This window comes from Pseudoalteromonas sp. A3, assembly GCF_025942345.1.
Lineage (GTDB): Bacteria > Pseudomonadota > Gammaproteobacteria > Enterobacterales > Alteromonadaceae > Pseudoalteromonas > Pseudoalteromonas atlantica.
On the sequence record NZ_JAPCKL010000003.1, the window covers coordinates 333,697 to 359,457 of the forward strand.

27 protein-coding genes and 3 tRNA genes are annotated in these 25,761 nt (G+C 40.8%); 9 read left to right on the top strand and 21 right to left on the bottom strand.

What is annotated here, in order from left to right:
* Nucleotides 1–30: 30 nt before the first annotated feature.
* Both OIZ54_RS07585 and OIZ54_RS07590 read right to left on the bottom strand, forming a co-directional pair.
* A complete protein-coding gene (locus tag OIZ54_RS07585; RefSeq protein WP_264390086.1) occupies nucleotides 31–2,217 on the bottom strand; it encodes a YgiQ family radical SAM protein in 2,187 nt (728 codons plus the stop codon).
* Between the two features lie 105 nt (nucleotides 2,218–2,322).
* Nucleotides 2,323–4,524: an EAL domain-containing protein gene (locus OIZ54_RS07590; RefSeq protein WP_264390087.1), complete on the bottom strand. Its 2,202-nt coding sequence runs from the start codon at nucleotides 4,522–4,524 to the stop codon at nucleotides 2,323–2,325.
* Nucleotides 4,525–4,665: 141 nt separating this feature from the next.
* Here OIZ54_RS07590 and OIZ54_RS07595 point away from each other — a divergent pair, with 141 nt between their 5' ends.
* Nucleotides 4,666–5,247 (top strand): SRPBCC family protein, encoded by a 582-nt coding sequence (locus OIZ54_RS07595; protein WP_004585850.1) that lies wholly within the window; start codon nucleotides 4,666–4,668, stop codon nucleotides 5,245–5,247.
* Nucleotides 5,216–6,103, top strand: a complete 888-nt coding sequence (locus OIZ54_RS07600; protein ID WP_064385742.1) for a TIGR03899 family protein — start codon at nucleotides 5,216–5,218, stop codon at nucleotides 6,101–6,103. Before OIZ54_RS07595 ends, OIZ54_RS07600 begins: the two co-directional genes overlap by 32 nt.
* Before the next feature lie 24 nt (nucleotides 6,104–6,127).
* Here the strand turns inward: OIZ54_RS07600 and OIZ54_RS07605 are convergent, their stop codons facing one another.
* The 8 genes from OIZ54_RS07605 to OIZ54_RS07640 all read right to left on the bottom strand — a co-directional run bounded on the left by OIZ54_RS07605 (nucleotide 6,128) and on the right by OIZ54_RS07640 (nucleotide 11,671).
* A complete protein-coding gene (locus OIZ54_RS07605) occupies nucleotides 6,128–6,898 on the bottom strand; it encodes a TIGR04219 family outer membrane beta-barrel protein (RefSeq protein WP_004585848.1) in 771 nt (256 codons plus the stop codon).
* 3 nt (nucleotides 6,899–6,901) lie between these two features.
* On the bottom strand, nucleotides 6,902–7,888 hold the full coding sequence (locus tag OIZ54_RS07610) for a DUF2333 family protein (RefSeq protein WP_004585847.1): 987 nt from the start codon (nucleotides 7,886–7,888) through the stop codon (nucleotides 6,902–6,904).
* Between the two features lie 8 nt (nucleotides 7,889–7,896).
* Nucleotides 7,897–8,409: a copper chaperone PCu(A)C gene (locus tag OIZ54_RS07615; protein WP_264390088.1), complete on the bottom strand. Its 513-nt coding sequence runs from the start codon at nucleotides 8,407–8,409 to the stop codon at nucleotides 7,897–7,899.
* A 79-nt stretch (nucleotides 8,410–8,488) separates the two neighbouring features.
* Nucleotides 8,489–8,815 carry a hypothetical protein gene (locus tag OIZ54_RS07620; RefSeq protein WP_264390089.1) on the bottom strand — a complete coding sequence of 109 codons (327 nt, stop codon included), beginning with the start codon at nucleotides 8,813–8,815 and terminating at the stop codon, nucleotides 8,489–8,491.
* Nucleotides 8,816–8,824: 9 nt separating this feature from the next.
* Nucleotides 8,825–9,031: a PspC domain-containing protein gene (locus OIZ54_RS07625; RefSeq protein WP_024031508.1), complete on the bottom strand. Its 207-nt coding sequence runs from the start codon at nucleotides 9,029–9,031 to the stop codon at nucleotides 8,825–8,827.
* A gap of 10 nt (nucleotides 9,032–9,041) precedes the next feature.
* The gene (locus OIZ54_RS07630; protein ID WP_264390090.1) at nucleotides 9,042–9,734 is read right to left on the bottom strand and encodes a PspA/IM30 family protein; all 693 of its coding nucleotides are present in this window, start codon (nucleotides 9,732–9,734) and stop codon (nucleotides 9,042–9,044) included.
* A gap of 245 nt (nucleotides 9,735–9,979) precedes the next feature.
* Nucleotides 9,980–10,969 (bottom strand): tRNA dihydrouridine(20/20a) synthase DusA, encoded by a 990-nt coding sequence (gene dusA, locus OIZ54_RS07635; protein WP_126005878.1) that lies wholly within the window; start codon nucleotides 10,967–10,969, stop codon nucleotides 9,980–9,982.
* An 81-nt stretch (nucleotides 10,970–11,050) separates the two neighbouring features.
* Entirely contained in the window at nucleotides 11,051–11,671 is a 621-nt protein-coding gene (locus OIZ54_RS07640; protein ID WP_004589061.1) for a MarC family protein, read from the bottom strand.
* A gap of 94 nt (nucleotides 11,672–11,765) precedes the next feature.
* Between OIZ54_RS07640 and OIZ54_RS07645 the strand changes: the two genes are divergently transcribed.
* From OIZ54_RS07645 to OIZ54_RS07655, 3 genes are all read left to right on the top strand, one after another.
* The gene (locus tag OIZ54_RS07645) at nucleotides 11,766–12,200 is read left to right on the top strand and encodes a transcriptional repressor (protein ID WP_029773280.1); all 435 of its coding nucleotides are present in this window, start codon (nucleotides 11,766–11,768) and stop codon (nucleotides 12,198–12,200) included.
* A gap of 72 nt (nucleotides 12,201–12,272) precedes the next feature.
* Nucleotides 12,273–12,740 (top strand): chemotaxis protein CheX, encoded by a 468-nt coding sequence (locus tag OIZ54_RS07650; RefSeq protein WP_029773279.1) that lies wholly within the window; start codon nucleotides 12,273–12,275, stop codon nucleotides 12,738–12,740.
* Nucleotides 12,737–13,165, top strand: coding sequence for a secondary thiamine-phosphate synthase enzyme YjbQ (locus OIZ54_RS07655; protein ID WP_054983902.1), 429 nt, complete (start codon nucleotides 12,737–12,739; stop codon nucleotides 13,163–13,165). Before OIZ54_RS07650 ends, OIZ54_RS07655 begins: the two co-directional genes overlap by 4 nt.
* A 183-nt stretch (nucleotides 13,166–13,348) precedes the next feature.
* Here OIZ54_RS07655 and OIZ54_RS07660 read toward each other — a convergent pair.
* The 4 genes from OIZ54_RS07660 to orn all read right to left on the bottom strand — a co-directional run bounded on the left by OIZ54_RS07660 (nucleotide 13,349) and on the right by orn (nucleotide 14,621).
* Nucleotides 13,349–13,424 (bottom strand) — tRNA-Gly (locus tag OIZ54_RS07660).
* 119 nt (nucleotides 13,425–13,543) lie between these two features.
* Nucleotides 13,544–13,619 (bottom strand) — tRNA-Gly (locus tag OIZ54_RS07665).
* Between the two features lie 196 nt (nucleotides 13,620–13,815).
* A tRNA-Gly gene (locus OIZ54_RS07670) sits at nucleotides 13,816–13,891 on the bottom strand.
* Nucleotides 13,892–14,075: 184 nt separating this feature from the next.
* Nucleotides 14,076–14,621: an oligoribonuclease gene (orn, locus tag OIZ54_RS07675; protein ID WP_004589057.1), complete on the bottom strand. Its 546-nt coding sequence runs from the start codon at nucleotides 14,619–14,621 to the stop codon at nucleotides 14,076–14,078.
* A 125-nt stretch (nucleotides 14,622–14,746) separates the two neighbouring features.
* Here orn and rsgA point away from each other — a divergent pair, with 125 nt between their 5' ends.
* Together rsgA and asd are read left to right on the top strand one after the other, a co-directional pair.
* Nucleotides 14,747–15,805 (top strand): small ribosomal subunit biogenesis GTPase RsgA, encoded by a 1,059-nt coding sequence (rsgA, locus tag OIZ54_RS07680; protein ID WP_264390091.1) that lies wholly within the window; start codon nucleotides 14,747–14,749, stop codon nucleotides 15,803–15,805.
* A 15-nt stretch (nucleotides 15,806–15,820) separates the two neighbouring features.
* Nucleotides 15,821–16,699, top strand: a complete 879-nt coding sequence (gene asd, locus OIZ54_RS07685; protein ID WP_004589055.1) for an archaetidylserine decarboxylase — start codon at nucleotides 15,821–15,823, stop codon at nucleotides 16,697–16,699.
* Between the two features lie 152 nt (nucleotides 16,700–16,851).
* Here asd and OIZ54_RS07690 read toward each other — a convergent pair whose 3' ends face one another.
* The gene (locus tag OIZ54_RS07690) at nucleotides 16,852–17,178 is read right to left on the bottom strand and encodes a hypothetical protein (RefSeq protein ID WP_096041164.1); all 327 of its coding nucleotides are present in this window, start codon (nucleotides 17,176–17,178) and stop codon (nucleotides 16,852–16,854) included.
* Nucleotides 17,179–17,221: 43 nt separating this feature from the next.
* Between OIZ54_RS07690 and OIZ54_RS07695 the strand changes: the two genes are divergently transcribed.
* A complete protein-coding gene (locus OIZ54_RS07695) occupies nucleotides 17,222–17,572 on the top strand; it encodes a DUF5522 domain-containing protein (protein WP_029773276.1) in 351 nt (116 codons plus the stop codon).
* Nucleotides 17,573–17,601: 29 nt separating this feature from the next.
* Here the strand turns inward: OIZ54_RS07695 and OIZ54_RS07700 are convergent, their stop codons facing one another.
* The 6 genes from OIZ54_RS07700 to OIZ54_RS07725 form a co-directional block, all read right to left on the bottom strand.
* A complete protein-coding gene (locus tag OIZ54_RS07700) occupies nucleotides 17,602–18,705 on the bottom strand; it encodes a capsular biosynthesis protein (RefSeq protein ID WP_096739093.1) in 1,104 nt (367 codons plus the stop codon).
* Nucleotides 18,706–18,880: 175 nt separating this feature from the next.
* A complete protein-coding gene (locus OIZ54_RS07705) occupies nucleotides 18,881–19,300 on the bottom strand; it encodes a group I truncated hemoglobin (RefSeq protein ID WP_096739092.1) in 420 nt (139 codons plus the stop codon).
* A complete protein-coding gene (locus OIZ54_RS07710) occupies nucleotides 19,300–20,133 on the bottom strand; it encodes a DUF3034 family protein (protein ID WP_264390092.1) in 834 nt (277 codons plus the stop codon). Before OIZ54_RS07710 ends, OIZ54_RS07705 begins: the two co-directional genes overlap by 1 nt.
* A complete protein-coding gene (locus OIZ54_RS07715) occupies nucleotides 20,120–22,435 on the bottom strand; it encodes an EAL domain-containing protein (RefSeq protein ID WP_264390093.1) in 2,316 nt (771 codons plus the stop codon). Before OIZ54_RS07715 ends, OIZ54_RS07710 begins: the two co-directional genes overlap by 14 nt.
* Complete coding sequence (locus OIZ54_RS07720; RefSeq protein WP_264390094.1) at nucleotides 22,428–23,087, bottom strand: methylamine utilization protein; 660 nt, start codon at nucleotides 23,085–23,087, stop codon at nucleotides 22,428–22,430. The genes OIZ54_RS07715 and OIZ54_RS07720 overlap by 8 nt, the downstream gene beginning before the upstream one ends.
* Nucleotides 23,088–23,208: 121 nt before the next feature.
* Nucleotides 23,209–24,312, bottom strand: a complete 1,104-nt coding sequence (locus OIZ54_RS07725; protein ID WP_264390095.1) for a phosphoribosylaminoimidazolesuccinocarboxamide synthase — start codon at nucleotides 24,310–24,312, stop codon at nucleotides 23,209–23,211.
* A gap of 377 nt (nucleotides 24,313–24,689) precedes the next feature.
* Here OIZ54_RS07725 and OIZ54_RS07730 point away from each other — a divergent pair, with 377 nt between their 5' ends.
* Nucleotides 24,690–25,760, top strand: coding sequence for a CDP-glycerol glycerophosphotransferase family protein (locus tag OIZ54_RS07730; protein WP_096041158.1), 1,071 nt, complete (start codon nucleotides 24,690–24,692; stop codon nucleotides 25,758–25,760).
* Nucleotide 25,761: the final 1 nt, after the last annotated feature.

Below are 25,761 nucleotides of genomic sequence, written 5' to 3' on the forward strand. Positions count from 1 at the left end.
ATCGGGTTTTTTATTTACTTGTTTTAACACTTAGCGAGAAGCACGCTGGCGATTGCCGCCCACTTTAGGCTTAGTGTTAGCCTTTTTAAATTGGCTAAACCCAGTATGGCGCGTTAAGGCTGGACGCCCTCCTTTACCTTTACCAGCGCCTTTATGTGCTTTTTCATCGCGGCCTTCTTCTGGCACTAAGCAATTTGGGCCTTTACCAATTAAATTGGCTTTACCCATACTACGCAGTGCATCGCGGATCATTGGCCAACCCGATGGATCGTGATAACGCAATATGGCTTTGTGTAAGCGACGTTGGCGTGCTCCTTTTGGCACGGGCACTTGCTCTTTGTTGTTTTTAATATTACGCAACGAGTTCATTTCTGTATGGTAAATGGTGGTTGCATTGGCCATAGGCGACGGGTAAAAGTTTTGTACTTGGTCTAACTTAAAGTCGTTATATTTAAGCCACAATGCCATATTAACCATGTCTTCGTCTTTGGTACCTGGGTGCGCTGAAATAAAGTACGGTATTAAATACTGCTTTTTACCCGCTTCTTTTGAGTACTTATCAAATAGCTCTTTAAATTGATCGTAGGCTCCCATGCCCGGCTTCATCATTTTAGACAAAGGGCCATCTTCTGTGTGCTCAGGGGCAATTTTTAAATAGCCACCCACATGATGTGTCACCAGCTCTTTTACATAGCGAGGGTCTTGTACGGCTAGATCGTAACGAACGCCTGAGGCGATCAAAATCTTTTTAATGCCCTTCACTTCACGGGCTTTTTTGTATAAATCGATAGTAGGTGTATGGTCTGTATCCATGTGCTTACATATATCAGGGTAAACACATGAAAGTCGTCTACAAGTACTTTCTGCTTTTTTGCTCGTACAGCGCAATTTATACATGTTAGCCGTTGGGCCACCTAAATCAGAAATAACACCGGTAAAACCAGGTACTTTATCTCTAATTTGTTCTATTTCATCAATAATCGACTCTTGCGAGCGACTTTGAATAATACGTCCTTCATGCTCGGTAATAGAGCAGAACGAACAGCCACCAAAACAGCCACGCATAATATTAACCGACGTTTTAATCATATCGTAGGCTGGTATTTTTGCATCACCATAACTTGGGTGCGGTATACGCTGATAAGGCAAACCAAATACATCATCCATCTCATGGGTTTCGAGCGGAAATGCCGGCGGGTTAACCCAAATAGAGCGATCGCCATGGCGCTGAAATAACGCACGAGCACAACCTGGGTTGGTCTCTTGGTGCAAAATGCGCGAAGCATGGGCATAAAGCGGTTTATTAACACTTACTTGCTCAAATGCAGGCAGTTTAACGTATGTTTTTTCCCACGGTTTAGGACGCGCAGGCTGAATAGTTATTGGTTTAGCGGCCTCTGCTTTTAAATCAATACCGGCTTGCTTAAACTCTGATTTACTACACCCAACATCATCAGCCCCATAGGGGTTTGGAATAGGGTCAATTTTGCCAATTTTATCAATCGCTGTTGAATCACTTCCGCGCCAGCCCGGTATTGGCTCTTTACGAATAACCGCTGTACCACGAATATCCTGAATTGTATCCATAGTTTCGCCAGCGGCTATACGGTGGGCTACTTCCACCAGCGGGCGCTCTGCATTACCATAAATAAGGATGTCGGCTTTGGCATCAAATAAAATACTACGGCGTACTTTTTCTTGCCAGTAGTCGTAATGAGCAATACGGCGCAAGCTTGCTTCAATACCACCAATAACAATAGGCACACCTTTGTAGGCTTCGCGTAAGCGCTGAGAGTAAATCATCACCGCACGGTCAGGGCGCTTACCACCCACATTACCTGGTGTATAGGCATCGTCATGGCGCATTCGTTTTTCTGCCGTGTAGCGGTTGATCATCGAATCCATGTTGCCGGCTGTTACACCAAAAAATAAGTTTGGTTTACCAAGCCCCATAAAGGCATCTTTTGATTGCCAATCTGGCTGAGCAATTATACCCACTCTAAAGCCTTGCGCTTCAAGTACACGGCCAATTACCGCCATACCAAAACTAGGGTGATCTACATAGGCATCGCCGCTAATAATTATAATGTCGCAGCTATCCCAGCCAAGAGCGTCCATTTCTTCGCGAGTGGTAGGTAAAAATGGGGCGGTGCCATAACATTCTGCCCAATATTTGGGGTATGAAAATAGCGCGCGTTCAGCTTTAAGGGAGCTCATAGTTTTGGCCGTAGAATAACAAAAGGCGCGAATTATATCCTAATACATTGCTTATTTATACAACATTGCCTAGAGATATCGCGCCTACTGTAAAGTCTGTTGATATTAAGTTTTTTTATTTCGCTCTTTAATAAACTCTAAAAGTTCGTGCTCAGGCATCGGCTTAGCGTACATAAAACCTTGTACTTCATCACACCCTAAGTTTTTCAAAAACTCTGCCTGCTGCTGTGTTTCTACACCTTCAGCAATTGTTTTTAGTCCTAGTTTAGCACCAAGCGACACCACCAAAGCAGCAATAGCACCGGTATCGTTATCAGGTAAATCTTTTACAAATGCGCGGTCTATTTTAAGCCTATCAAGCGGTAAACTTTGTAAGTAACTTAACGAAGAAAAGCCCGTTCCAAAATCATCAATCGCCACTTCTACGCCTAATTCTTTTAACTCTTTTAGGGTATTGATCACGGTTTCTAATTCATCCATTACCACACTTTCAGTCACTTCTAACTCTATATTGCAGGGTTTAACGTCGTACTTTTGTAAGGTGTTTTTTACTGTTGAAGCGTAGCCTTTAACCTTAAATTGCGGCACAGATACATTTACAGCAATGCAAATTTCTTCACCGAGTGCCTCTAAGCGTTTTTGCTGTTGGCAAGCTTGTTCTAAAACCCATTGGCCAATATCAACAATTAAACCGGCATCCTCTGCTAAAGGCACAAACACCGCTGGAGATATAAACGAGCCATCTTCTGATGGCCAGCGCAGCAATGCTTCACAGCCAATCAAAGACAAATCATCGAGTGAAAGCTGAGGCTGATACCACACTTGGAGCTTTTGCCGAGCAAAGTCATGACGTAACTGCCTAATAATACCTAAGCGCCAAGCCATTTTGTCTTGCATATCAATATCGTAGTAAATACCCTCTTTGCATTTAAGCTTTTTAGCTTGGTTTAATGCAATATAGGCAACTTTGAGTGTATCTAACCCAGCACTTTGAAAGTCTTGCTGCTGACATAAACCAATTCTAAAATCGACAGGTAAAATATGCTCGCCAGCACTAAAAGGCACACTTAGCACGTCGTTAAATTGTTCAAGGTCAAACTCCGTTTGGCGAATAATAAAGCCAAATACATCTGCGCCAATACGCGACAATAACTTTGCGTCTGGGTAAGCATCTTTAAGTCGCTTTACAATCTCGATTAACAAATGATTGCCAATTTCTTGTCCTAAGCCATTGTTAATATCTGCAAAACCAATCACATCAATTAATACAAAAACGTAGTCATTAACATGTGGTTTTTGATAACGCACCACCCGCTCAATAAAATTAGTACGATTAGAAATACCGGTTAGTACATCTTTGTAGGCCGCATCTCTTAGTTTTACAAACAGCCTTACGTTATCAAGGGCTACACTCACATTAGTAAGAAAAATCTCTGCAAATTGCAGCTGCGCATCACTCGGTTTATGCTCGCACTCTAAATAAATAGCAGCCTGGCGGTGCTTACTTTTAACAATAAAAGTTACGCTCGAATCGGTTTGGCAATGCTGAGCCGACTCAAAACACTGCTCTACTTGTTCAAGCGCAACGCTATCAACATTAGCAAGCTTTTCACCAAAGTAGCTCTCATAATGGCCACTGCCACCTAATACTTGAATAAAGTTATCGCCATCTAGCTTACTGCATACCAACCCAACTTGCTGACACTCTAAAATAATGCCCAAGTGTTTAATAATCTCTTTGCACAACACTTTAATATCGGTAAGCCCTAAAATAGACTTTGAAGCCGAAACAATGGTGTTCATCGCATCACTTTGATACTCAAGTTGGCATACTTGCTCGTACGAGCGAATAGCGGTAATTAAAGAAGTTACTAATTTAGAACGAGTTAACTCTGTTTTTGTTTTATAGTCGTTAATGTCATATTCGCGAATTACTTTTTCTTCTGGGGTGTTGCCCGCTTGGCCGGTACGTAAAATAATTCGCACATGCTGGTTGTTAAGCTCTTCGCGTACGCGTTTTACAACTTGCAAACCCGCATCATCAGACTCCATCACTACATCTAAAAAAATAACGGAAATTGTATTATTGTTTTTGAGTATTTCGATGGCTTCGCTGCCAGAGTACGCATCGTGAAAACGCAGCCCTGCCCCCCAAAACTCTACGCCCGACAACGCAAGCTTAGTCACTGAATGTATTTCAGGATCGTCATCAACGATCAAAACATCCCAAAAATCAGATAATTCTTGGGTTATTTCTTCTTCGCTGTCTGGCGCTAAAAATAAAAAATCGCTTTGCTCTGACGACATTATCTACCCTTTATCAGTTTTAATACTTATATAAGCTCATACCTATGTGCTAAAAATATATTTTTGGTTTATAGGCTAATTCATACTATAGTCGATTAATAAAAAGTTGTTATATTTCAAACTAAAAAACTCGTAAAAGGTGTGCCTATTAAATTTTTTAAAATCCTTATAAAAACGCTCTTATTGTTAGTTTTAGTGGCTATTTTGATTGGTTTAACCCTGCCGCAAAATTACAGCGTAAATAAAAACATACAAATAAATGCCAATGTAGCGACCGTTAAATCGCTGGTCTCTGACTTTAGCCTTTGGCATACATGGTCACCTTGGGGCAAAGTAGATCCGTCTATCACTTTTACTTTAGGCGAACCTAGTCGCGGTATAGGCGCGCATCAATCGTGGCAAAGCGACTGGGGGTATGGAGAAATGACCATTACTTCGCTTTCGCAAAATAAAATGACCTTTAATGCACTTTTAAAAAATGAGCATATTATTGAAGGTGAAATTACATTTACCGAAGTAGAAGGTGTGGTAAATGTAACGTGTAATATTAATGGCCAAACCAATACCCCGCTAATTTCGGGTTATCTATCAATTTTTAGTGAGTATGTATTAAGCAATACAGTGTCACTTGGCTTAAATAACTTACAAACAGTGGCGCAATTACGCGACCAAAAAACACAGCTGGATAACGATGACAGTAAAATCAGCCCAAGCGAGAATTAACCTCGCCAATATCATTGAGTCTTTACTTGGTTACCCCGTAAAAAAAATAACCACAAATACTGGGCAACCAAGTACAGATCAAAGTTACGGTTCTAAAGGCGATCTAAACCCGCTTTATCACATAAATAGCGATAACCCTATTTTAGCGCGCGCCCAAAAGCGCCAAGATTTACTGCTTATAAAACAGCAGCAAAATATAGAAACCATTTTAGCTAAAGCAATGGGGTTTTGCCCCGATGTGGCAAGTAATAAGCAACCAGATGCCGACTGGATAGAACGCTTTATTGCCCTATGTGAAGACACCTCAAATGAATCGATGCAAACACTGTGGGCTAAAATTTTAACTGGCGAGACCCTCAACCCCGGTACATTTTCTATAAAAAGCTTACAAACACTCAAGCATATGACCCAACGCGAAGCAGATGCATTACAAAAGTGTGTATCGCTGAGCAGCTACAACGCAAAAGACGACAGCCACTTTATTTTATTAGGGTTTTATAAAAAGCCTTCGCTTTTCGACTTACTACGAAAAGGCAATAAGGTATCGCTTAATTTAGGAAAAACGGGGATCAGCTTTCCTGATATTTTAACGCTAATGGATCTTAATTTACTCTACAGAAAAGAAATAGAATCGGCGGTATTAAAAGCAGGACAAGAACTCACCCTGTCGTTTTTATCGCAAAAAGTGACATTAAAAGCTAAAAGCAGTGACTTAGTATTAAGCTATTACAAGTTTACCCAAACAGGCGATGAGCTTTCTAAGCTTATTAATTACCCTGTAAATAAGGTGTATAAGCAATTAATTAATAATGCATTGGAGGGAGAGTTTGATTTAACGTGGCATGTTAATAAATAACACACCACATAGTAGGTTTACTAATTAAAAGTGAACTTGAATACCCGCAAATGGGCCTGATGCGTCAATATCGGTATTAATATCATCAACATCATCTAGCTCTAACGTCATAGAACGGTAACCCGCTTTAATAGCTACATCTACCGCTAGGTTATCAATAAGTTCATATGCTACGCCTACTTGGTAGTCTTGTACTTTACTATCGTCGATAGCTAAAAAGCTGCCTTCAAAAAACACACTTAAACCCGTAAATGGTAAGCCTGCTTCAGCACGGCCATAAGCAAGTGGCACAAAGCCCGAAAAATCTTTAGTCTCAGAGAAGTTAGTGCCACCTTGTTGAGTGGTACCAGTTACAACAATGTCGCCGTCAAACTGCTTTGCGTTTAAACCTAAATCAATTGAAATTAAATCGTTATCAAAAATTTCGTAATAAAGAATGTAATCAATGTGAGTTAAATCACTTAATGTATTTGCAGTTGTACCAACCACGTAATCTGAGCCATTAAAGCTAAACGTATCAGTAAGGGTTGCTGAGCCATTAAGTTCAAGCTCAGTGTATTTAAGCTTTAGGTTAGGAACTAATGGCACTGGGTGCTCTAGTGCCGCGTAGTAGCTAATAAAGGTTTCGTCTTCAAAATTAAAATCTTGTGGTGCGTTATCTTTGTAAGAAAACTGACCGTCGTTATCTGACTGCCAGCCATCAACACCTACATATAAACCTAATAGAGTGTCAGCTTGCGCTGCTGGTGCTAAACATGCCATTGATAGGGCAGCTGCTAAACAATACTTTTTCATTTTTTATCCTTGAGCTAGTAGTTCGCTAAGTTCGATTAAAGCCGCATTGGCTCTTGAAATATAATTTGCCATAACTAAAGAATGATTTGCCACAAAGCCAAAGCCATTCCCGTTTAATATAATTGGGCTCCACACGGTTTCTTGTGTTGCCTCAAGCTCACGTATAATTTGCTGTAAGCTTACACGCGCATTTTTCTTTTCTAATACATCAGCAAAGTCATACTCAACTGCTTGTAAAAAGTGTAATAACGCCCACGTTGCACCGCGCGACTCGTAAAACACGTCGTCTATTTCCCACCACGACGTTCTTACTTGTTGCTGAAGTGGTGTATAGGTCGCTTGCGTGTTTGAAGAATTACCGGCTAAATCGGTATTTACTTTGTCTTGGCCAACACTTGCACTTAAACGCTGACTTAAACTGCCTAAACGCTTTTCGGCTTCTTTTAACCAGCTACGTAGATTATCTGCACGTGAATAAAATTGGCTATCGCGCTCATGCTCGTTAGCAATTTGTGAGCGGTACACAAGAAGGTAGTCTATTCCCTTTTGATACTCTCCCTCGGCACTTGGCCATGCCCATGCCTCAGAGCTAATATTAAATTGCGGCTGCGCTTTTTTAAGGGCTTCATGTTCGGTAGATTGCGACTGTGAACGGCTAAAGTCTTTACGCATTGATAGCGCTAAATCACGCACCATTTCAAGCGCGCCATATTCCCACGCAGGCATGTCATCCATTATCACACTTGGCGGCATCACATCGTTTGATAAATATCCACCTTGCTTATCAAGTAATGTGCTAGCAACGGTAATAAGCGTTGAGGTGGTTGTATAGCCTGTTACCATTTTTTCGTTGCGTGCTTGCGCGGTTTCTTTTGCATTAGTTACTACGTTAAAACGTGCCGGCTCAATGCTCCAATAAACTGCAATAGCGTAAAAAATAATAAGTAGTACCACCAAGGCACCAGCTATTTTTCCTTTATGTTGCGACATTTATCCTCCTAGTGATGAGCGTGTTGTTTTTTAGATGGCTTTGAATGCGCAGCTTGCGCTTCAAGCGAAACCACTTGAGCATTAGTAAACAAGCGGTTACCGTCACTAAAATATAGCGTGAGTTTACGTTCTTGCCCTACTTTTAGTGGCTCTTGTGGATCAAATACCATTAAATGGTAACCACCAGGCTCAAAGCTTAGGCTTTCATGACCCTTAATAGTAACGACTTTAACCTGTTGCATTTTCATCATGCCATTGACATGTTTGTGCTCATGTATTTCTACACGGCCTAAACCTTCGATGGTTGCTTTAGTTAATTTAGCAACACCACCACCGTGGTTAGAAATTGTTAAATAGCCAACACTCGACTTACTACCAGGCAAAAATGCCCTTACTTGTGCATGGCTTACTTCAAGCTTAGCTTCGTCTGTATCGTGGCTGTGCCCAGCATGTGCAGCAACCGATGACGAAAACACATTAATCATTAACGCCGAGGCCATAAAAAAGCACTGCTTCATCATCGCTTTATTCCTTGTGAAAGCATAAAATTTCACTTTAAATTTAACATAGTTAACTAATAATAGTCAGTTAAATTAAGGCTTAAGAGGTTACTTTTTTGTTATCGAGCACCAACCAGCACAGTACAGCTACAAATAATAATGGCCAGGCTATCATCACTGAACCAAATAACAGTGCCAAAATGGTGCCAACCAGCGCGACAATCCCTGCGCCTATTAACCCCATAGTCACTAAAGCCATTACGGCTACCACTGCAATAATAGCGACTAATACGCCAGCCAGCTCAAGCCCCACCCAGCTCATATCTGCAATCCAAAGTGGAAACTGCCATGAATCAAAATGTATTAGCGACACAGTATCAGTAAAAAGTAACACATATACGACAACACATATTGCTAAGATTTTCATATCCCTCTCCTAATACGCACGCTCTTCAAGGCAGCAGTGAGCAATCAAATAACCAAGCGCCACTGCAAACGGAAAACTTATGAATAATAAAATTGTTACTAAGCGTGTTGACCACACTGGAAAATCAAGGCGACGCGCTAACCCACTGCATACGCCCGATATTTTTTTATTCAGTGAATCTTTGTACCAACCACGCTGTGTTTTAAAGTTATTCATACTCTACTCCTTAAGCGCTTCGCGCAGTTGTATTGGTATTACTTTGCTTAACACTGGCTTTTAAACGAGCCAGCTCTGCATCTATTTTTTCATTTTTAACTAAAGACTCAATTTGCTCAGCGGTTGATTGCGCTGTATTTGTAAGTTCATAAGCATCAACCTGTGCTTCTATGCCTTCCACTTTTTGCTCTATCATTTCAAAGCGAGACAAAGCATTTGCGACCTTGTCACTGTGTAATTGCATGTTCACTTTTTCACGTGCAGCAACAATATCGTGGCGTTTTATTAATTGAGCTTGTTTGCTTTTAGCTTGCGCCATTTTTTGCTGTAAACGCTCACAATCTGCCGTAATTTTCTCTATCGACTCTTTTAGAGTATTTAGCTGAGTGTTTTTTGCTGCAATTTGCTCATCTACTCGCTGTTTTTCTACTAACGCAGACTTGGCTAAATCGTCACGGTTTTTAGCAACTGCCAGCTCAGCTTTTGTTTGCCACAAAGTTAAGTCTTTTTGTTTTTGTGCAATTTGGCGTTTAAGCGTTTTTTCTTCGCACAGCAAGGCTGCGGCCGTGCTTCTACATTCGTTAAGCGCTTCTTGCATTTCACTTAGCATAAGGTTGAGGAGTTTTTCTGGGTCTTCTGCTTTATCCAGCATGGCAGCAATATTGGATTGGATAACATCATTTACGCGATTAAATATACTCATTGTTTTGTCCTGTTGTTTTTAATTGATAACAACAACAAGATTCCAAGAGTTATGCCAAGTAACAAAAAGTTATTTATAAGCATTTAAATTCAATTAGTTAGACAGCTAATAAGTTATTTTAAACTGACTAAAAACTGAATATTAATAAGCGAAAATCACTAATTTATTTATCTTTTGACTAAATTTTAGTTATAAAAAAACCACTTTAAAAAGTGGTTTTTTTATAACTGCTCAGCGCTTTAGTATTACTCAGGCACAAAACTTAATGCTTTATCCATTACCGACAAATCAGCCTGTTTACCGTGACCATTTTCTGAAAGGTGACGTCTAAATCCGCGCGCCCCTGGCTGCCCCTGAAAAATCCCCAGCATATGGCGTGCTATATGCCAAAAGTTAGCACCTAAACGCATTTCTTCTTCTATGTAATCATACATAGCGCGCACCACATCGTGACGAGTCTGAGTATTAGCCACCTCACCGTAAATCTTTTCATCCACCTCATTAAGCATAAATGGATTACTATATGCTTCGCGACCAATCATAACGCCGTCTATATGCGCTAAATGCGCTAGGCTTTCTTCAATTGTTTTAACGCCGCCATTAATGCTTAAATCGAGCTGTGGGTAGTCTTTTTTTAGTTGGTAAACGCGTGGGTAATCAAGAGGCGGTACTTCACGATTTTCTTTAGGGCTTAAACCATTTAACCACGCTTTACGGGCATGAATAATAAAGTCATCACAGCCAACTTTATGGCTGGCTTCAATTAATGCGCATAAAAACTCATACGAGTCTTGCTCATCAATACCGATGCGTGTTTTTACCGTAACAGGAATACTAACTTCGCTTTTCATTGCCGCAACACACTGTGCAACCAGCTCAGGCTCGGCCATTAGGCATGCACCAAAGCGCCCGTTTTGTACTCTATCTGAAGGGCAGCCTACATTTAAGTTAATTTCATCGTAGCCACGCTCACCCGCAAGTTTTGCACACTTTGCTAGCGCCTCGGGATCAGAGCCCCCCAGTTGCAAAGCAACCGGCCCCTCGTGCTGATTAAAGTGTAGGTAATCGCCGCGACCAAATAAAATCGCCCCCGTGGTGATCATCTCAGTGTATAAAACAGCGTGCTTAGTCATCTTACGATGAAAAGTGCGACAATGACGATCAGTCCAATCAAGCATGGGTGCAACAGAAAAACGTCTGTTTAACGTTGGATTATCTAATGTGCGTTTTTGCAATGTAAAAGCCTCGGGGATTATAAGTAAATGCGCCCATAAAAAGGCGCTGTATTTTACACAAAAGCCTAATTAGCATCAATGTTAGCTGTATATTTGTAAACCAAAATAATGCGCGATACCGTTGAGTATATTTGTAACTGCCACAGAGCTTAAAATTAACCCCATGATTCTACTTATAATACTTGCGCCACTGTCGCCTATTAATTTATGCACATGATTTGCGAGTAACAACAGCACAAGCACAACAACTAACACAACCAACATCATCGACGATGTAGTAACTTGCTCAACCCACGTGTATTCTTCGTTGCGAGTCATCAGTACTGCGCCAAGCATGGCGCCTGGGCTTGCTATAGAGGGAATGGCTAGCGGAAAAATAGCTGTTTCTGTGCTGTCGCGCACACTTTTAATCTCAGACTCGGGCTTACTTTCACCAAAAATCATTGAAAGCGCAAAAATAAGCAGGACTATGCCCCCGGCTATTTGAAACGCCGACAGCGGTATTTCAATTGCATTTAATAGCTGCTCACCGGCAATAACAAAAAAGAGTAAAACCACAGCGGATACACCCACGGCTTTAAAAACAACTTTTCGTTTAAACTTTTCATCTTCCCCACGTGTCACAGCAATAAATACAGGTACTGTACCTATAGGGTCTATCACCGCAAAAAAGAAAATAAATATAGCTACCAGTTCATGCATTAATGGGGTTCCTAGATAAAAAGTGTTTAATAAAAACGCTGCAAGTACAACACAGTATGTTAGTATATCACGGTAGCGTAAGGATAAGAGAATGATGAATATAGAATCACTCGTAAGTAAAGCAAAACAAGTTTGTGACAACCGTGGTGCGCGTTTTACGCCTATCCGCGAAAAAGTATTTCGCCTATTAGCTAGCGCCCAAGGCGGCGTTGGGGCGTACGATTTACTTGAGCAATTAAAAGTAACAGAAACAGGCGCAAAACCTGCAACAATTTACCGTGCGCTAGACTTTTTATCAGAGCTGGGCTTTATTCACAAAATAGAAAGCACCAATGCATTTATGCTTTGCCATCACTTTGATCATATTCATCCTGTGCAGCTATTAATTTGTGACAGTTGTGGCTTTGTAAAAGAGCTGCACTCTACGGTTATTTCTCACGAGCTAAACAACTTAGCAGCAGAAAGCGGCTTTGTTGTATCAGGGCAAACTATTGAAGCACACGGTAAGTGTGAGTCTTGTAGAAGCTAAACCCAAAGTTTGTTTTAAAGCTATACTCATATTTAGATAGCCACTTTAGCACCAATTTTAAGAGTACCTAACATGAATGTTGAGTTCATTAATCCATTTTTATCTTCTTTGATCAATGTGTTATCTACAATGGCACAAACCGAGTTAAAACCAGGTAAGCCGCGTATAAAAACAGACGAAGTCGCCTGTGGCGATGTATCTGGTTTAATTGGCATGGTGGGCGCGCAAACTCGTGGCTCATTTTCAATTACCTTTGATGAAAACTTAGCTCTGACCATCATGGAACGCATGCTTGGTGAGCGCCCTGACAACATAGACGATGAAGTAACTGATATGGTTGGGGAAATTACTAATATGGTTACCGGTGGAGCTAAAAACTTACTCGGCGAAAAAGGCTATGACTTTGATATGGCTACGCCAATTGTAGTTGCAGGTAAAGGCCACACCATCACACATAAAAGTAAGGGCAAAAAAATAATTATGCCATTTAGCTGTGATGCAGGCGATGCAAATATAGAAGTTAGCTTTGATAAGTTATGAGCTGGCAACAAACTCAAATAACCTTAAAACCGCGTGCTCGAGGATTTCATTTAATTGATGATGAAATACTCGCGCAGCTGAGCGAGCTGGCTAATTATAAAGTTGGCCTATTACATTTGTTTATTCAGCACACATCGGCAAGTTTAACCATAAACGAAAACGCCGATCCAACAGTGCGCATGGATATGGAAAGCCACTTTAACCATTTCGTTCCAGAGCGCCAACCTTACTATCGTCACGATTACGAAGGTGATGATGATATGCCAGCCCATATAAAAACCAGTACGTTAGGGTGTGAATTAAGTATTCCTATAAGCAATGGGCGCTTAGCGCTAGGTACATGGCAAGGTATTTACTTAGGCGAGCATCGCGACGCTGGCGGCGCAAGACGTATTATAGCGACCTTGCAAGGCGAAACCTTTTAACCTTGTATTGACCTCCCCTCCCTAGCTTTACCCACGTCACTTCGCATTATTTAAAACCCTTTATATCGCGCGGCGGCATGCGGCCACTCGTGCGTTTAATATTTATAAATAATTTCCGTAGGTATAAATCAGATCAAAATATTGTTTTAAAGGTGTTTATTTTAGTGGGATATTTAGAGAGATTGGAGCGGCACACGAGGCTCGAACTCGTGACCTCGACCTTGGCAAGGTCGCGCTCTACCAACTGAGCTAGTGCCGCTTTATAGATTGTCAGTAATTTGTCCGTTGGTGCGCGACAGGTCGCGTCCTACGTTCTGGCAACTGAGCTAGTGCCACATTACATTTTATTCAATACTTCAATTTCTTTTGGTGAGAAATTGGAGCGGCACACGAGGCTCGAACTCGTGACCTCGACCTTGGCAAGGTCGCGCTCTACCAACTGAGCTAGTGCCGCTTCATAGTAAGTCAGTAATTTGTCCGTTGGTGCGCGACGGGTCGCGTCCTACGTTCTGGCAACTGAGCTAGTGCCGCTTTATAGATTGTCAGTAATTTGTCCGTTGGTGCGCGACAGGTCGCGTCCTACATTCTGGCAACTGAACTTGTGCCGCTTTACTTCGTTTACTATCACTACAATTTCTTTGGTAAGAAATTGGAGCGGCACACGAGGCTCGAACTCGTGACCTCGACCTTGGCAAGGTCGCGCTCTACCAACTGAGCTAGTGCCGCTTCATAGTTAGTCAGTAATTTGTCCGTTAGTGCGCGACAGGTCGCGTCCTACGTTCTGGCAACTGAGCTAGTGCCGCACTTACTGATGTGGTATTTAAACCACTCAAACACACCAACCCCGCGAGGGTTATCGTCTTGAGCGGGGCAGGATTCTACAATAATCTAATGTGTTTGCAAGTGTTTTTTACAAATTAAAGAATTTTTCTCTATACACCTTTAATTCCATAATAGAATCTTTAATGTCATCGAGAGCTAAATGAGAGCCTTTTTTATTTACCTGTTCTAGTACCTCAGGCTTCCAACGTCGGGCAAGCTCTTTAATTGTGCTTACATCTAAATTTCGATAATGAAAAAAGTCTTCAAGCTCGCGCATATACTTATTCATAAAGCGTCTGTCTTGACCTATTGAGTTACCACACATAGGTGATTTACCCGCAGGAACCCACTGCTTTAAAAAATTAAGCGTTTGTTCAACCGCATAAGCCTCATCGTATGTACTGGCTTTACAACGGGCAGTCAAACCTGATTTCCCATGCTGTGTAGTACACCATTCGTCCATGCCATCTAACAACTCATCACTTTGGTGAATAGCTATAGTAGGCCCTTCCGCGAGTATATTTAAATCGGCATCAGTTACTACTGTTGCAATTTCGAGTATTTTATCTGTGGCCGGCTCAAGTCCAGTCATTTCCAGATCAAGCCAAATTAAATTAGATTCATTAATAGTCATAGTAACCTTAAACAGTGCTTTTCTTTAGATCCAACGCATTTCGATATATCATATTAGCATCAACCGTCGAGCTAAAGCTTTTTTATACGCAAAGCCGACATTTAAACCAAGGTTATAGGCCAAAAGTGGCAAAACAGAAAAAATTAAGTAAAGGCCAATCTCGCAGGATCAAGGCTAATCATCAAAAGCGCTTAAATAATGCCGATACAAAATTGGCAAAAGGTGGCGCACAAGAGTGGCAAACAGATAATCTGGGCGCAACCGAAAACGCTGTCGTGATCAGCCGTTTTGGCCAACACGCCGATGTAGAAACACAAGAAGGTGACGTATTACGCTGTAATATTCGCCGTACCGTTACTAACTTAGTGTGTGGTGATGAAGTACTATTTCGCCGCGCAAAAGTAAGTGAAGGCGACTTAGCGGGCGTTATTGAAGCAACACAAGAACGCCGCTCACAGCTTACGCGTCCCGACTTTTACGATGGCGTAAAAGTAATCGCTGCAAATATTGACCAAATTTTAATGGTCTCAGCGGTACTGCCAGAGTTTACGCCCAGTATTATCGACCGTTACTTAATTGCCTGTGAAGACATGGGTATAGAACCTATTTTAGTACTTAATAAAATCGATTTAATCGACGACGAAGGCCTAAATGAAATTCAAAAAGTACTCGATATTTATCGAAGCCTTGGTTATCAGGTACTGCTTGTAAGTAGTGTAACCGGCGAAGGCATAGATGATTTAAAAAACGTACTGGTTGATAAAAATAATATTTTTGTTGGTCAAAGTGGCGTAGGTAAATCAACCTTAGTTAACACTGTGCTTCCTGATGCCGAAATATTAACTAAAGAAGTATCAGAAAACAGTGGCTTAGGGCAACATACCACCACTGTATCGCGCTTACATCACCTACCAAGTGGTGGTAACCTAATTGACTCACCGGGAATACGTGAGTTTGGTTTATGGCACTTAGATGTTGAACGGGTAACCTGGTGCTTTAAAGAGTTTAGAGAGTTTATAGGTGGATGTCGTTTTAGAGACTGTAAGCATTTAAACGACCCTGGCTGTATAATTCAACAAGCGGTAGCCGATGGCGATATTTCGCAATTGCGATTCGACAGCTACCACCGTATTTTAGAAACAATGGCCGATGGCCGTGCTGGTGCACGCGCACCTCGCGTTTAATTTAGGAAACAATCTGTGAGTTTAGACAAATTTAAAATTGCAATGCAGTATGCAATGCCAAAGCACTTTATTTCACGCGTAGTAGGTAAATTAGCAGCAGCAAAAGCAGGTGCTTTAACTACAACGCTTATTAAACTATTTATTAAACAATATAAAGTAGACATGAACGAGGCTTTGTATGAAGACCCAGCGCACTACAAAACGTTTAATGAATTTTTTACTCGCCCATTAAAAGATGGTGTGCGTCCAATGGCGCAAGGCGAGAACGTAATTACTCACCCTGTTGATGGTGCAATTAGCCAACTGGGCGACATTGTTGATGGGCAGCTAATACAAGCAAAAGGTCATGACTACAGTCTACAAGCACTATTAGGTGGCTCTGAAGATGATACAACACCATTTTTAGGCGGAAAATTTGCTACTATTTATTTAGCGCCAAAAGACTACCACCGTATTCATATGCCTATAGACGGCACACTAAGTAAAATGATTTACGTACCGGGCGACTTATTTTCGGTAAACCCGCTTACAGCGCGAAATGTCCCTAATTTATTTGCTCGTAACGAACGTGTAGTGGCTATTTTTGAAACCGAAATTGGCCCACTTGCTATGGTACTAGTAGGCGCAACCATTGTAGCCAGCATAGAGACCGTTTGGGCAGGCACAGTAACACCACCCGCCGGTAGCGATGTGTTTAGCTGGAACTACCCAACTAAAGGCGAAAACGCCATTACCCTTAAAAAAGGTGAAGAAATGGGCCGCTTTAAACTAGGCTCAACAGTGGTACTAGCATGGGGTGCAGATAAAGCAGACATTTTAGACGACCAACTGCCTGAAACAGTAACGCGTTTAAACACCGCATTTGCAACAATTAAAGAAAGTGAAGAGCTGTAAGCCCTCTGAATAAAGACGTTTTATCACATTGCTCTGTTCTCGTAGTTCACGGTTTTGAGTTCAGAGCAATGTTAATCTATAAGCTAAGTTTGATTTCGCTGCACCTGAAGATAATTTAAAACGGTTTAAATACAATCATTACTAAATTACGCTTAGCTCTGTAGCAGCTTCAACAATACAGTCAGCTTACGCTTATCAAGTTCACCCATTTGCTCGCTATTACTGAGCGCAAAAATAACCCCTTCGTGTTCGGCGCAATTTATATCATCTCGCGATTCAACCACATTTGCCCATAGCTCTAAATCATCTATCTCTATTTCGTGGTTTACACAACGTGTTAGCACGTCAATCAATACCGGCTTTGTGAGTGTATAACCGGGAGCACTTTCCTCTGCTGGGGTAGAAATAATCACGCTAATAGCATCATCTCTTTGCTCACCAAAGGTAATAAATTCGGCCAATGCTTTTTGTATATTCATAATATTTGTTATTCTTGCTGCTCTACTGCTGATAAGACTTAAAATGACGAGATTAAACTGCTCACAATGCCACACTGCGCTTAGTTGTAATGTAAACGATATAAACGCATGTTGGTGTAACCAATTACCTGCTATTTTACCGCTTGAAGAGTCAGCAACAAGCTGTTTATGCCCGCAATGTACGCTTAATAAAATAAACGCTTATTTAGCGCATATTTATACTCAGCCAATCAAAGCACAAATTGAGTTTGCTAAAAAGTTTAGAGGTAATGACAATTTAATTGAAGGGCTAGACTACACCATGCAAAATGGCTACATGGTGTTTAGTAAATGGTTTTTTTTAAAGCGAGGTACATGCTGTAAAAATGGCTGTAAAAATTGTCCTTACAGCTAAATCACAACATGTTGATATACTATACGCGGTTAAATAAGTTCGTTGGGCACATTGTTGCTGTATTGTGCAAATTTATCCGCCCCTTTAAAACGTAACTCAATTGCTTTGATATGCTCTTCTTCGGCGTGTTTCCAAACGCCCGGCACACTATACACATGCTTTAAATAGCAAAAAAACTTATCGCGTAGCTGCGGATTAAACTGCCATCCTTGAGCTACATCTGCTACTTGGGCAGCTAAGCCCTCACGAGTATCAGCATGCTTGACTAAGCCTTCTATATTATAACAAGCCTGCCCTACAGTAATTACGCGCTTATTTAGTAACAGTGCTTCTAAACCGACCGTAGAGTTGATAGTGATCACCGCTTCTGCGCATTCAATAAGTTCACAGGTTTTATTGCCGTTTGCAAAAAGTGCAATTGGGTCTTTATCGTATAAATGGGTGTAATGCTTGTGCCACGACGGGTGTTCTTTAAAAACGACCTTTAAACTAGGGTCGTTCAATGCTTTCACTGCGCTAACAACTTCATCGTATAGCATTTCCATTGAGTCAATCCATGGCGAAAAGCTCGCTAATTGCGTATCGTGAGGCACTTGAAAAGGCACAAATATGTAGCGTTCAGGTATATTTTCAGCTGCAAAATCACAGCGTTTTTTATGGTTTTCTCGTGGGACAAGCGCCGGTGCATCAAAGTTTAAGGCATTATTTGCATTAAAATTTAAATAAAAATCAGGATCTCGACTTAGCGACGCATTAAAGTTAATCCCTTGAGGGTCTAAACTGGTGGTACCCGGAAGTAAACCATTTTCATAATAAAATTGCTTAATACCCAGTGCCTTGGCAGCCATAGCAACGGTAGTATTAGGCAGTTTATTACCATTCCATATCACCATTACATCAGGGTTAACTTCCGTTAATAAAGCTAAATATTTTGCGTAACGCAAACGCTCAAAAAAGCGCAGCCCCACTTTGTAAACCGCCGATACTAAAGCATTGTTCCAAAGGTTATTACGGGCGCGCTTACGTTTTAGTTGTGCATTAATAACATCGTTAAAATCAACTTTAAACGCTTTACTTAAATAGTGTATAGCTGAAAGCTTTGGCGCCCCCATAACATGCAGTTGGCAATCCATACTCAGCTTTTTGATTATTTTTTTATAGTACTTTGCGTGTACATTTTTGCGGGATATAAATAGGTAAGACATACAAGCTGTGCGCGCCAATTATTGTTTATAGGAAATAATACTAAGTGGACACTATTACAAAAGTAAGGTTCACTCCTACGAGTAAATAATTTACAGATGTTACCTAAATTCTTATTATTTTACTACGCAGCGGTGCCATCCTAGATAGAATCTCATTTTGTATGCTATGGCTAATATTTTGCTCTTCCATCGCATTTACAAGTAAGTCCACCACATGGTTAAAATCTTTCTCAGTTATGTGCATCCCAGTATGAATATCTACCATAGAATCTCCTGTGTACTTGCATGGGCCATCAACTAGCATACACATATGCATAATAAAGCCTTCTCTAAAGTGGCTTATGTCGCTGTGTTCAAAATAATGCAGTACTTGTTCATCACTACCTATTTGGTAAATAAAACTGTCTACAATACGCGTAAGCCCCGCTCGGCCATCAAGCTGTTGATAAAGCGATAAATTTGTTGAGCTTGCGCACCCTGCCAGGGCACTTAAACACAACCATAAAATGACAACGTTTTTCATTACCAATACCCTGTTACCGATAAGTACCACCCTGTTTGATCGCTCGCTCCTGCAATGCTACCTAAATCTAAGTATGCAGCGGTGACACTCACGTGTTTGTTTGGCATCCAAGCAACAAATAAATCTTTCCAGTCTTGTTCACCCAAATTAAGGTTATTAGGCTTTTGCCTATACTCTATACCTACGGCAACACTTCGGCTCAAAAACACAGCGGTGCTGCCTTCAAATAAAATTTTTGCATCATCATTTGCCCCACCATAACCAAGCAAACCGAGTTGATTAGCCTCACTGTAGCGAGTTGTGACGTTCCAAAACCAGTTAAGCCCCCCTACAGCGCCTAAGTGGAGTTTACTAGCTGCGAGGTAGTAATCAGTTCCACTAGTATCTTGTGCACCTACTAGGGTCGCAACAGCGCCATCGTCAAGGGATTTATGCTGTATACCCACACTCAATTGCGGCCAGTCACTGTAAACTATATCGCCGTATAAACGAATTTTAGCGCCCGTGATAGATTGCTCTATTTCGGTATCAAGTGCAGGCACGTCAAAACGTTGTTGAGCATAGCTAAGTTCTACACGATTAAATAGGTTAACTTGTGCTCCACATACATCTAAAGTGTAGTCTGTTACATCTGCACGGCTACAAAAACCATTCACAGAGAACTCGTCTTCGCTGGCGTAACCTGCAAGCTGTGCCCAAGGCACAATACCGCCGCCCCCGCTGCCTTCTATTTGCGAAACCCCGGGGGTCGCTAATAATTTGCCATCGCTTGCGAAACCAGAAAAGCTCGAGCTAAGTAATAACCCAAGTAATAAACACTTAACTTTTTTCATAATATTCCTTTAGCCACTGTTCTAATAGTTCTGCTTTTAAAGGCCTACTTAGGTAGTAACCCTGAGCATGGTCACAATGCATAAGTTTAAGTAAGTCTAACGAATCCCTGTTTTCAACGCCTTCTGCAACAACGCTAAAGCCTAGTTGATGCCCTAAGGTAATAGACGACTGCACTATGTATTGATCCTTGCGCGACTCATCTAACTTTAAAATAAAGCACTTATCTAACTTTAGCTCATCAATAGGCAGCATTTTTAATCTCCCCAGTGATGTTTGCCCTACGCCATAATCATCCAATGAAATTTTTACACCGATGGCTTTTAAGTTTTGTAATGCTTTTATGCCTTTTTCTTCATTTTCAATCATGTCGCGCTCAGTTAATTCAACAGTAATGAGGGTTGGATCAACATTGTATTTTTTTAGAGTACGCACTAACGCTGAATGAAAACTCGGTGAGGCAATATCTTGTGCTGATACATTAATTGCTGCCTGCATTTCAATCCCTTTAGCCTGCCAATCAGCCACCTGAGAAACCACCGTGTTAACAACCCATGATGTAAGCTCAACGATAAGCCCCGATTGCTCAGCTAAATCAATAAACAGTTCTGGGTTTACCCAGCTGCCATCTTTACGTTGCCAGCGGATCAGTGATTCGACTTTATTTATTTTTTGTGTGTGTAAATGCAGTTTAGGCTGATAGGTCATAAATAATTGCCCATCATCATCGCTAATGGCTTGTTTAAGCTCATCTAACATTTTAAGACGATCTAAATGCGCTTCGTCTTCACCATTTTGGTAATAATGAATACTGTCTTGGCTATCTGTTGCATTGTCTACGGCAATAAGTACGCGTCGCATTAAATCGTCGCTGGCAAGACCTTGCATGGGATACTCGACAACCCCAGCGCTAAAGCGTAAGTTAATTTTTAACGTTTTAATGGTATAACACGCTAATAGCTGTGCCATTAAACCAACTATACCGCTTTTTTTCTCTCTGGCAGCGGCACTTGGAAACACAGTTAAAAACTCATCACCACCAATACGCGCATGAAAGCCGCCAAGTTCGTCCGAAAAGCCACTAATTCGATTGGCAACCGCTTTTAAACATTCATCGCCTACGCGTGGGCCTAGCTTATCGTTTATATGCCGTAAACCTTTTATATCAATAGCAACCAGGGTGTATTGTGTAGAGGGAGTCAGCTCATCATCGAGTACTTCAAGCATAGCCGAGCGATTATAAAAGCCTGTAAGCGAATCATGGCGTGCCTGAAAACTAATTTTTTGTTCACGCTCGTTAATATCGTTACCCATGTTATCAAAGGCGTTAGCAAGGGTTGCTATTTCGGTACTTTGTTTAGATGCATTAAATTCAAATGCGTAATTACCTTGTGCAAATTGCCTGGCAATAACTGCAAGCTGTGAGAGTGGGGTTGTTAAGTTATTTGCCAGTAAACTACTGGTAATAACCCCCACCAGCATCGTTAAAATGGCCATAATAATTAGCGTAAACAATAAGTTTTCAAAATCGTTATAGCTTTGCGTTAAATCAGCACTGAGCAAAATTGTTACCGCATCCCCTTGTAGGGAGGGCAACATAATATCTTGGTTTTTATATACAGGATAATCACCAAACAAACGCGTTGTTGTGGTGGTATTAAAGTAGTTTTTAGGTGAAAAAAACTCTGGCCGATTAAGCAACGAGCTTCTTACGAGGTTGTCCTGCTCAGCAATAAAGCTGACATCCATTCCTGTTAGGTTTTTAAGTTCTAGGGCGACTTCGTCATCAATTTTAAAACCCACTAAGCTGTATGCAACGGTTCTAGGCGCCCTTACAGGTAGTAAAATAACTTGATATAGCTGATTATTAAGAACGACAAAGCTCGATTGCTCTGGCGAAGTTAATAACTCATCCAGTAACGGCTTTAAATTTTGAGGGTACAAATCTGCATTAGTATTGGCTGAAATTAATTTACCTGATAAATCAATCAGTAGCATAAGCTCTGCATCAATACGCTGGCTGTGATTAAACAACACACTACTTATGGTGCCTGCATCGCGAGTGGCAACCGCTTGCTTAAAGCCAAAGTCGGCAGTGAGTACTTTAGCAGCAGTAAGCAGTAGGCTTTCTTTTGCGCTCAGATATTGCTTATATACATTTTGCGCTACGCTAATATCTTGATTTACTTTTTCTTCTTGAAATTTACTTGTAGACCACCAAAAGCTAACAATGCTCACCATAGTGGTCAGTAACACTAAGCCTACACATAAAACAATAATGCGGTTTTTTAAACTGTTAGTCATTTCCGCCCTTAAACTTACTGCCAAAAGTATTTCGCGGTGCTGGGGTGGAGGTATTAACCTTAATTAGTAACTCATTGTTATTGTTTATTGTTATCATTTTTTTATTTTCCAACGGTGCAGTTTGTAGCGCATGCCACACACTCAGCGTAGTCGGTAACGGCGTTATGTCTAAGGTTAACTTACCCGTATTATTAGTTTTATAAACGTATTCACTATTGGCTACATAAATATAGCCAACCATAGAGTCATGAATATCACAGCCTAGTACAACAACACCTTGTTGATCAAAAGTCACAGGCTCTTTAGGTTGGCCTGAATAGAGTTTTAGCTGAAAGGGCTTAGCCTGAGAAAAAGAGTAAACATGATGGCGAATATTATCGCTGTTAGGAAAGTTAACCTGCTGGCCTTTTTGCACCACCAGTAAATCAGGCAAAAACGCTTTATGTACTTGGTCCATTACCGCAACGGGTAACGTAGTGCGCTCTGACTTTGCCGCCTTATAAAGCTCAACGACTGCACCTTTTAGTGGCTGACCATGCTGGTCTTGAATGACTAAATCAATATTTGCACCCAGTACGCCTTGGCTAAAAAATAAAGTAGCGGCGAGTAAATAACCTCTTTTATTAAAAACTTGCTGCACTTGCCTAAACATATCAATACCTAAAAGTTAATCTTAGGTTAAGTTAATTAGAGACCAGCACTAATTGCAAGGAATATAGCCCAGTAACTAAAAATAAAGACTGGGCTTTGTTTGTTTTAATACTTTAGTTGTACTATTTTACAATAAGACCGTAATCAGTATCTAAAATATTAATTACTTCTTGGCGAGGATCTTCAGGAATTACAATCTCTTTACCAATGATTTTACTGGCAATGCCTACATAAGTGTTAGACACCTCAAGCATGACCGATTCTGGTAAAATAAAGTCTTTAGCAAGCTGCTCACGCTCATCCATGCGGTCTTTATTTAACAGCACGTCACTTTCTGGCACAGTAGAAATTAATAACTGGCGGAACCCTTCTTTAGAGTTTTCGATTATTTTACCATCGCGGTAAGCCGCGCCATCCCATATGCGCGAAGAATCTGGGGTGCCTACTTCATCAATATAAATAAGCTGTTGGTTACCGTCTAAATCCTCTACATAACCAAACTCAAATTTTGTATCTACAAATATTTGATCAAGCTTTGCCAGCTCTTCACTAATTAGCTTAAAGCCCTCAACCAATAGCTTTTCGTATTTAGTCACATCCTCTGCCGATTTAAAATTAAATACGTCTAAATTATCAGTGATATTAGCGCGCGTAATATTCACATCATCAACAGGTGGAATATCAGCCACGCCTTCGATAATACCTTTTGTAGAAGGGGTTATTAGTACGTTTTCAAGCTTTTGGTTTGCTCTTAAGCCCTCAGGTAAATCTATGCCACAAAAGTTGCGAACCCCTTTACTGTAATCACGCCACATGCTGCCGGTTATATATTGGCGCGCAATCGCTTCTACTTTTACGGTACTTGCTTTGCGTACAATCCATACATAAGGATGTGGAATATCAACAATGTGGTTACCCGCAAGGCCAGCTTTATCAAATAACTTAAACCAATGAGATGCAACAGAGTTAAGCGCAATACCTTTTCCCGGCACGCCGTTTAAGCCATTTTCGCCTTGCCAAATACAATCAAAAGCAGAAATACGGTCTGAAATAACCATAATTGCCAGCTCAGTTCCTTGCGGAACTTTATAGTTTTTTTCTTTAATGAGGCGTGCGCTGTCTTCATCTGTTAGCCAATAAACCGAACGAACTTTACCGCTGTGTACGCCACCTTTAGTGCGAATGGGTAAGTCATCGTTTACGTCTAAAACTTTATAGCTAGTCATGCTATCTCCGGGGTTAGGGATGCTCATAGAGCAAAGTATGGTATGGGGTTATAAGCGCTATATAATAAATCAGCCTACCCTAAAGCTCAATCAGCACTGAAAACTAAATAACCTGAACTCTGGTTAAGAGACTGACTAGGGCGTGTTGTATTATGCTGATATTTAAATTTATTTTCTCTAGCCAGAGATTTTCAATGAAAGTAAGGTGAATTTACGCGTCAATAGCTGGCCTATTGCAAGTAAGCTCAACGCAGTTAGCGCTGAAAATAGCTGCTAGAGATAGGTTTATTACCCAGAGCTCAGGTTAAATAACCACGCAATATTTATATGGCTGTAATAATGCGGTAAACTTAGCGTGCTAACTAGAGGAGTAACGCTTGGACTACCTAACTGCGACCGCAAATAAAAAATACCTAATGTATATTTCGCAAAATTATTCATACGCTATTTTAAGGCCGCTTCAGGCGCAAATTTTAGCCCATGGTGGAGAAGTTCGGTGGTTTTTAGCGGGTAATGAAGTAAACCCCGACTTTTTAGATGATGATGAAAAGCGTTTAAACTCGATTCCCGCTACCCAGAAATGGAATCCAGATTTAGTTTTTATTCCTGGTAATATTGTTCCAAGTTTTATTCCTGGTAAAAAAGTAGCTGTTTTTCATGGTTTTAATTCAGGAAAACTAAATAGAAGAGGGAAAGAAGATCACTTTAATATTCGTGGGTGTTTCGACTTATACTGTACGCAGGGTCCCAATACCACCACCAAATTTAAAGAGTTGGCGCGACAATATGGTTTTTTTAAAGTAGTAGAAACAGGCTGGCCAACATTAGACCCTCTTTTTAGTAATACGCTAAACAACCCTTATGTAAATAATGATCCACGTCCTACACTACTAATTTGCTCTACTTTTTCACGAAACCTGTCACTAGCTCCCAAACTATATGAACAAATAAAGCAATTTAGCCTGCAAGGGAAGTGGCGTATTTTAATGCAATTTCATCCTAAAATGCCCCAAGAATGGGTAGATAAATATAAAGCATTAAATAATAAAAACTTAACCTTTATAGAAACCGATAATGTGATCCCTCTTCTCAAAGCGGCTGATATAATGCTGTGTGATACATCATCGGTGCTATTAATGTTTTTATTACTAAGAAAGCCCGTTGTTACATTTCGAAATCAAAAGCCTCAGCCTCATTTAATCAATGTGACAGAGGCTGATAAAATAGAAGCAGCAATAGAGCACGCATTAACGAGACCTAAAAATTTAATGCAGCATATTGAAAATTATTGTCTAGATATTCACCCTTATAGCGACGGTAAATCTAGTTTACGCGTGCTTAACGCAGCTAATGAGTTTTTACACAAAAGCGACAAACTTAAACCAAAGCCAATAAATATAATTAGAAGCTTTAAAATGCGTAAAGACCTCAAGTATTGGGGTTGGTAAC

What these genes read in the sequence shown, in the direction of transcription:
- OIZ54_RS07585 (WP_264390086.1), bottom strand. Translation starts at nt 2,217, where the DNA reads ATGAGCTCCCTTAAAGCTGAACGCGCGCTATTTTCATACCCCAAATAT.
- OIZ54_RS07590 (WP_264390087.1), bottom strand. Translation starts at nt 4,524, where the DNA reads ATGTCGTCAGAGCAAAGCGATTTTTTATTTTTAGCGCCAGACAGCGAA.
- OIZ54_RS07600 (WP_064385742.1), top strand. Translation starts at nt 5,216, where the DNA reads ATGACAGTAAAATCAGCCCAAGCGAGAATTAACCTCGCCAATATCATT.
- OIZ54_RS07605 (WP_004585848.1), bottom strand. Translation starts at nt 6,898, where the DNA reads ATGAAAAAGTATTGTTTAGCAGCTGCCCTATCAATGGCATGTTTAGCA.
- OIZ54_RS07610 (WP_004585847.1), bottom strand. Translation starts at nt 7,888, where the DNA reads ATGTCGCAACATAAAGGAAAAATAGCTGGTGCCTTGGTGGTACTACTT.
- OIZ54_RS07615 (WP_264390088.1), bottom strand. Translation starts at nt 8,409, where the DNA reads ATGATGAAGCAGTGCTTTTTTATGGCCTCGGCGTTAATGATTAATGTG.
- OIZ54_RS07620 (WP_264390089.1), bottom strand. Translation starts at nt 8,815, where the DNA reads ATGAAAATCTTAGCAATATGTGTTGTCGTATATGTGTTACTTTTTACT.
- OIZ54_RS07625 (WP_024031508.1), bottom strand. Translation starts at nt 9,031, where the DNA reads ATGAATAACTTTAAAACACAGCGTGGTTGGTACAAAGATTCACTGAAT.
- OIZ54_RS07630 (WP_264390090.1), bottom strand. Translation starts at nt 9,734, where the DNA reads ATGAGTATATTTAATCGCGTAAATGATGTTATCCAATCCAATATTGCT.
- OIZ54_RS07640 (WP_004589061.1), bottom strand. Translation starts at nt 11,671, where the DNA reads ATGCATGAACTGGTAGCTATATTTATTTTCTTTTTTGCGGTGATAGAC.
- OIZ54_RS07645 (WP_029773280.1), top strand. Translation starts at nt 11,766, where the DNA reads ATGAATATAGAATCACTCGTAAGTAAAGCAAAACAAGTTTGTGACAAC.
- OIZ54_RS07650 (WP_029773279.1), top strand. Translation starts at nt 12,273, where the DNA reads ATGAATGTTGAGTTCATTAATCCATTTTTATCTTCTTTGATCAATGTG.
- OIZ54_RS07655 (WP_054983902.1), top strand. Translation starts at nt 12,737, where the DNA reads ATGAGCTGGCAACAAACTCAAATAACCTTAAAACCGCGTGCTCGAGGA.
- orn (WP_004589057.1), bottom strand. Translation starts at nt 14,621, where the DNA reads ATGACTATTAATGAATCTAATTTAATTTGGCTTGATCTGGAAATGACT.
- OIZ54_RS07690 (WP_096041164.1), bottom strand. Translation starts at nt 17,178, where the DNA reads ATGAATATACAAAAAGCATTGGCCGAATTTATTACCTTTGGTGAGCAA.
- OIZ54_RS07695 (WP_029773276.1), top strand. Translation starts at nt 17,222, where the DNA reads ATGACGAGATTAAACTGCTCACAATGCCACACTGCGCTTAGTTGTAAT.
- OIZ54_RS07700 (WP_096739093.1), bottom strand. Translation starts at nt 18,705, where the DNA reads ATGGATTGCCAACTGCATGTTATGGGGGCGCCAAAGCTTTCAGCTATA.
- OIZ54_RS07705 (WP_096739092.1), bottom strand. Translation starts at nt 19,300, where the DNA reads ATGAAAAACGTTGTCATTTTATGGTTGTGTTTAAGTGCCCTGGCAGGG.
- OIZ54_RS07710 (WP_264390092.1), bottom strand. Translation starts at nt 20,133, where the DNA reads ATGAAAAAAGTTAAGTGTTTATTACTTGGGTTATTACTTAGCTCGAGC.
- OIZ54_RS07715 (WP_264390093.1), bottom strand. Translation starts at nt 22,435, where the DNA reads ATGACTAACAGTTTAAAAAACCGCATTATTGTTTTATGTGTAGGCTTA.
- OIZ54_RS07720 (WP_264390094.1), bottom strand. Translation starts at nt 23,087, where the DNA reads ATGTTTAGGCAAGTGCAGCAAGTTTTTAATAAAAGAGGTTATTTACTC.
- OIZ54_RS07725 (WP_264390095.1), bottom strand. Translation starts at nt 24,312, where the DNA reads ATGACTAGCTATAAAGTTTTAGACGTAAACGATGACTTACCCATTCGC.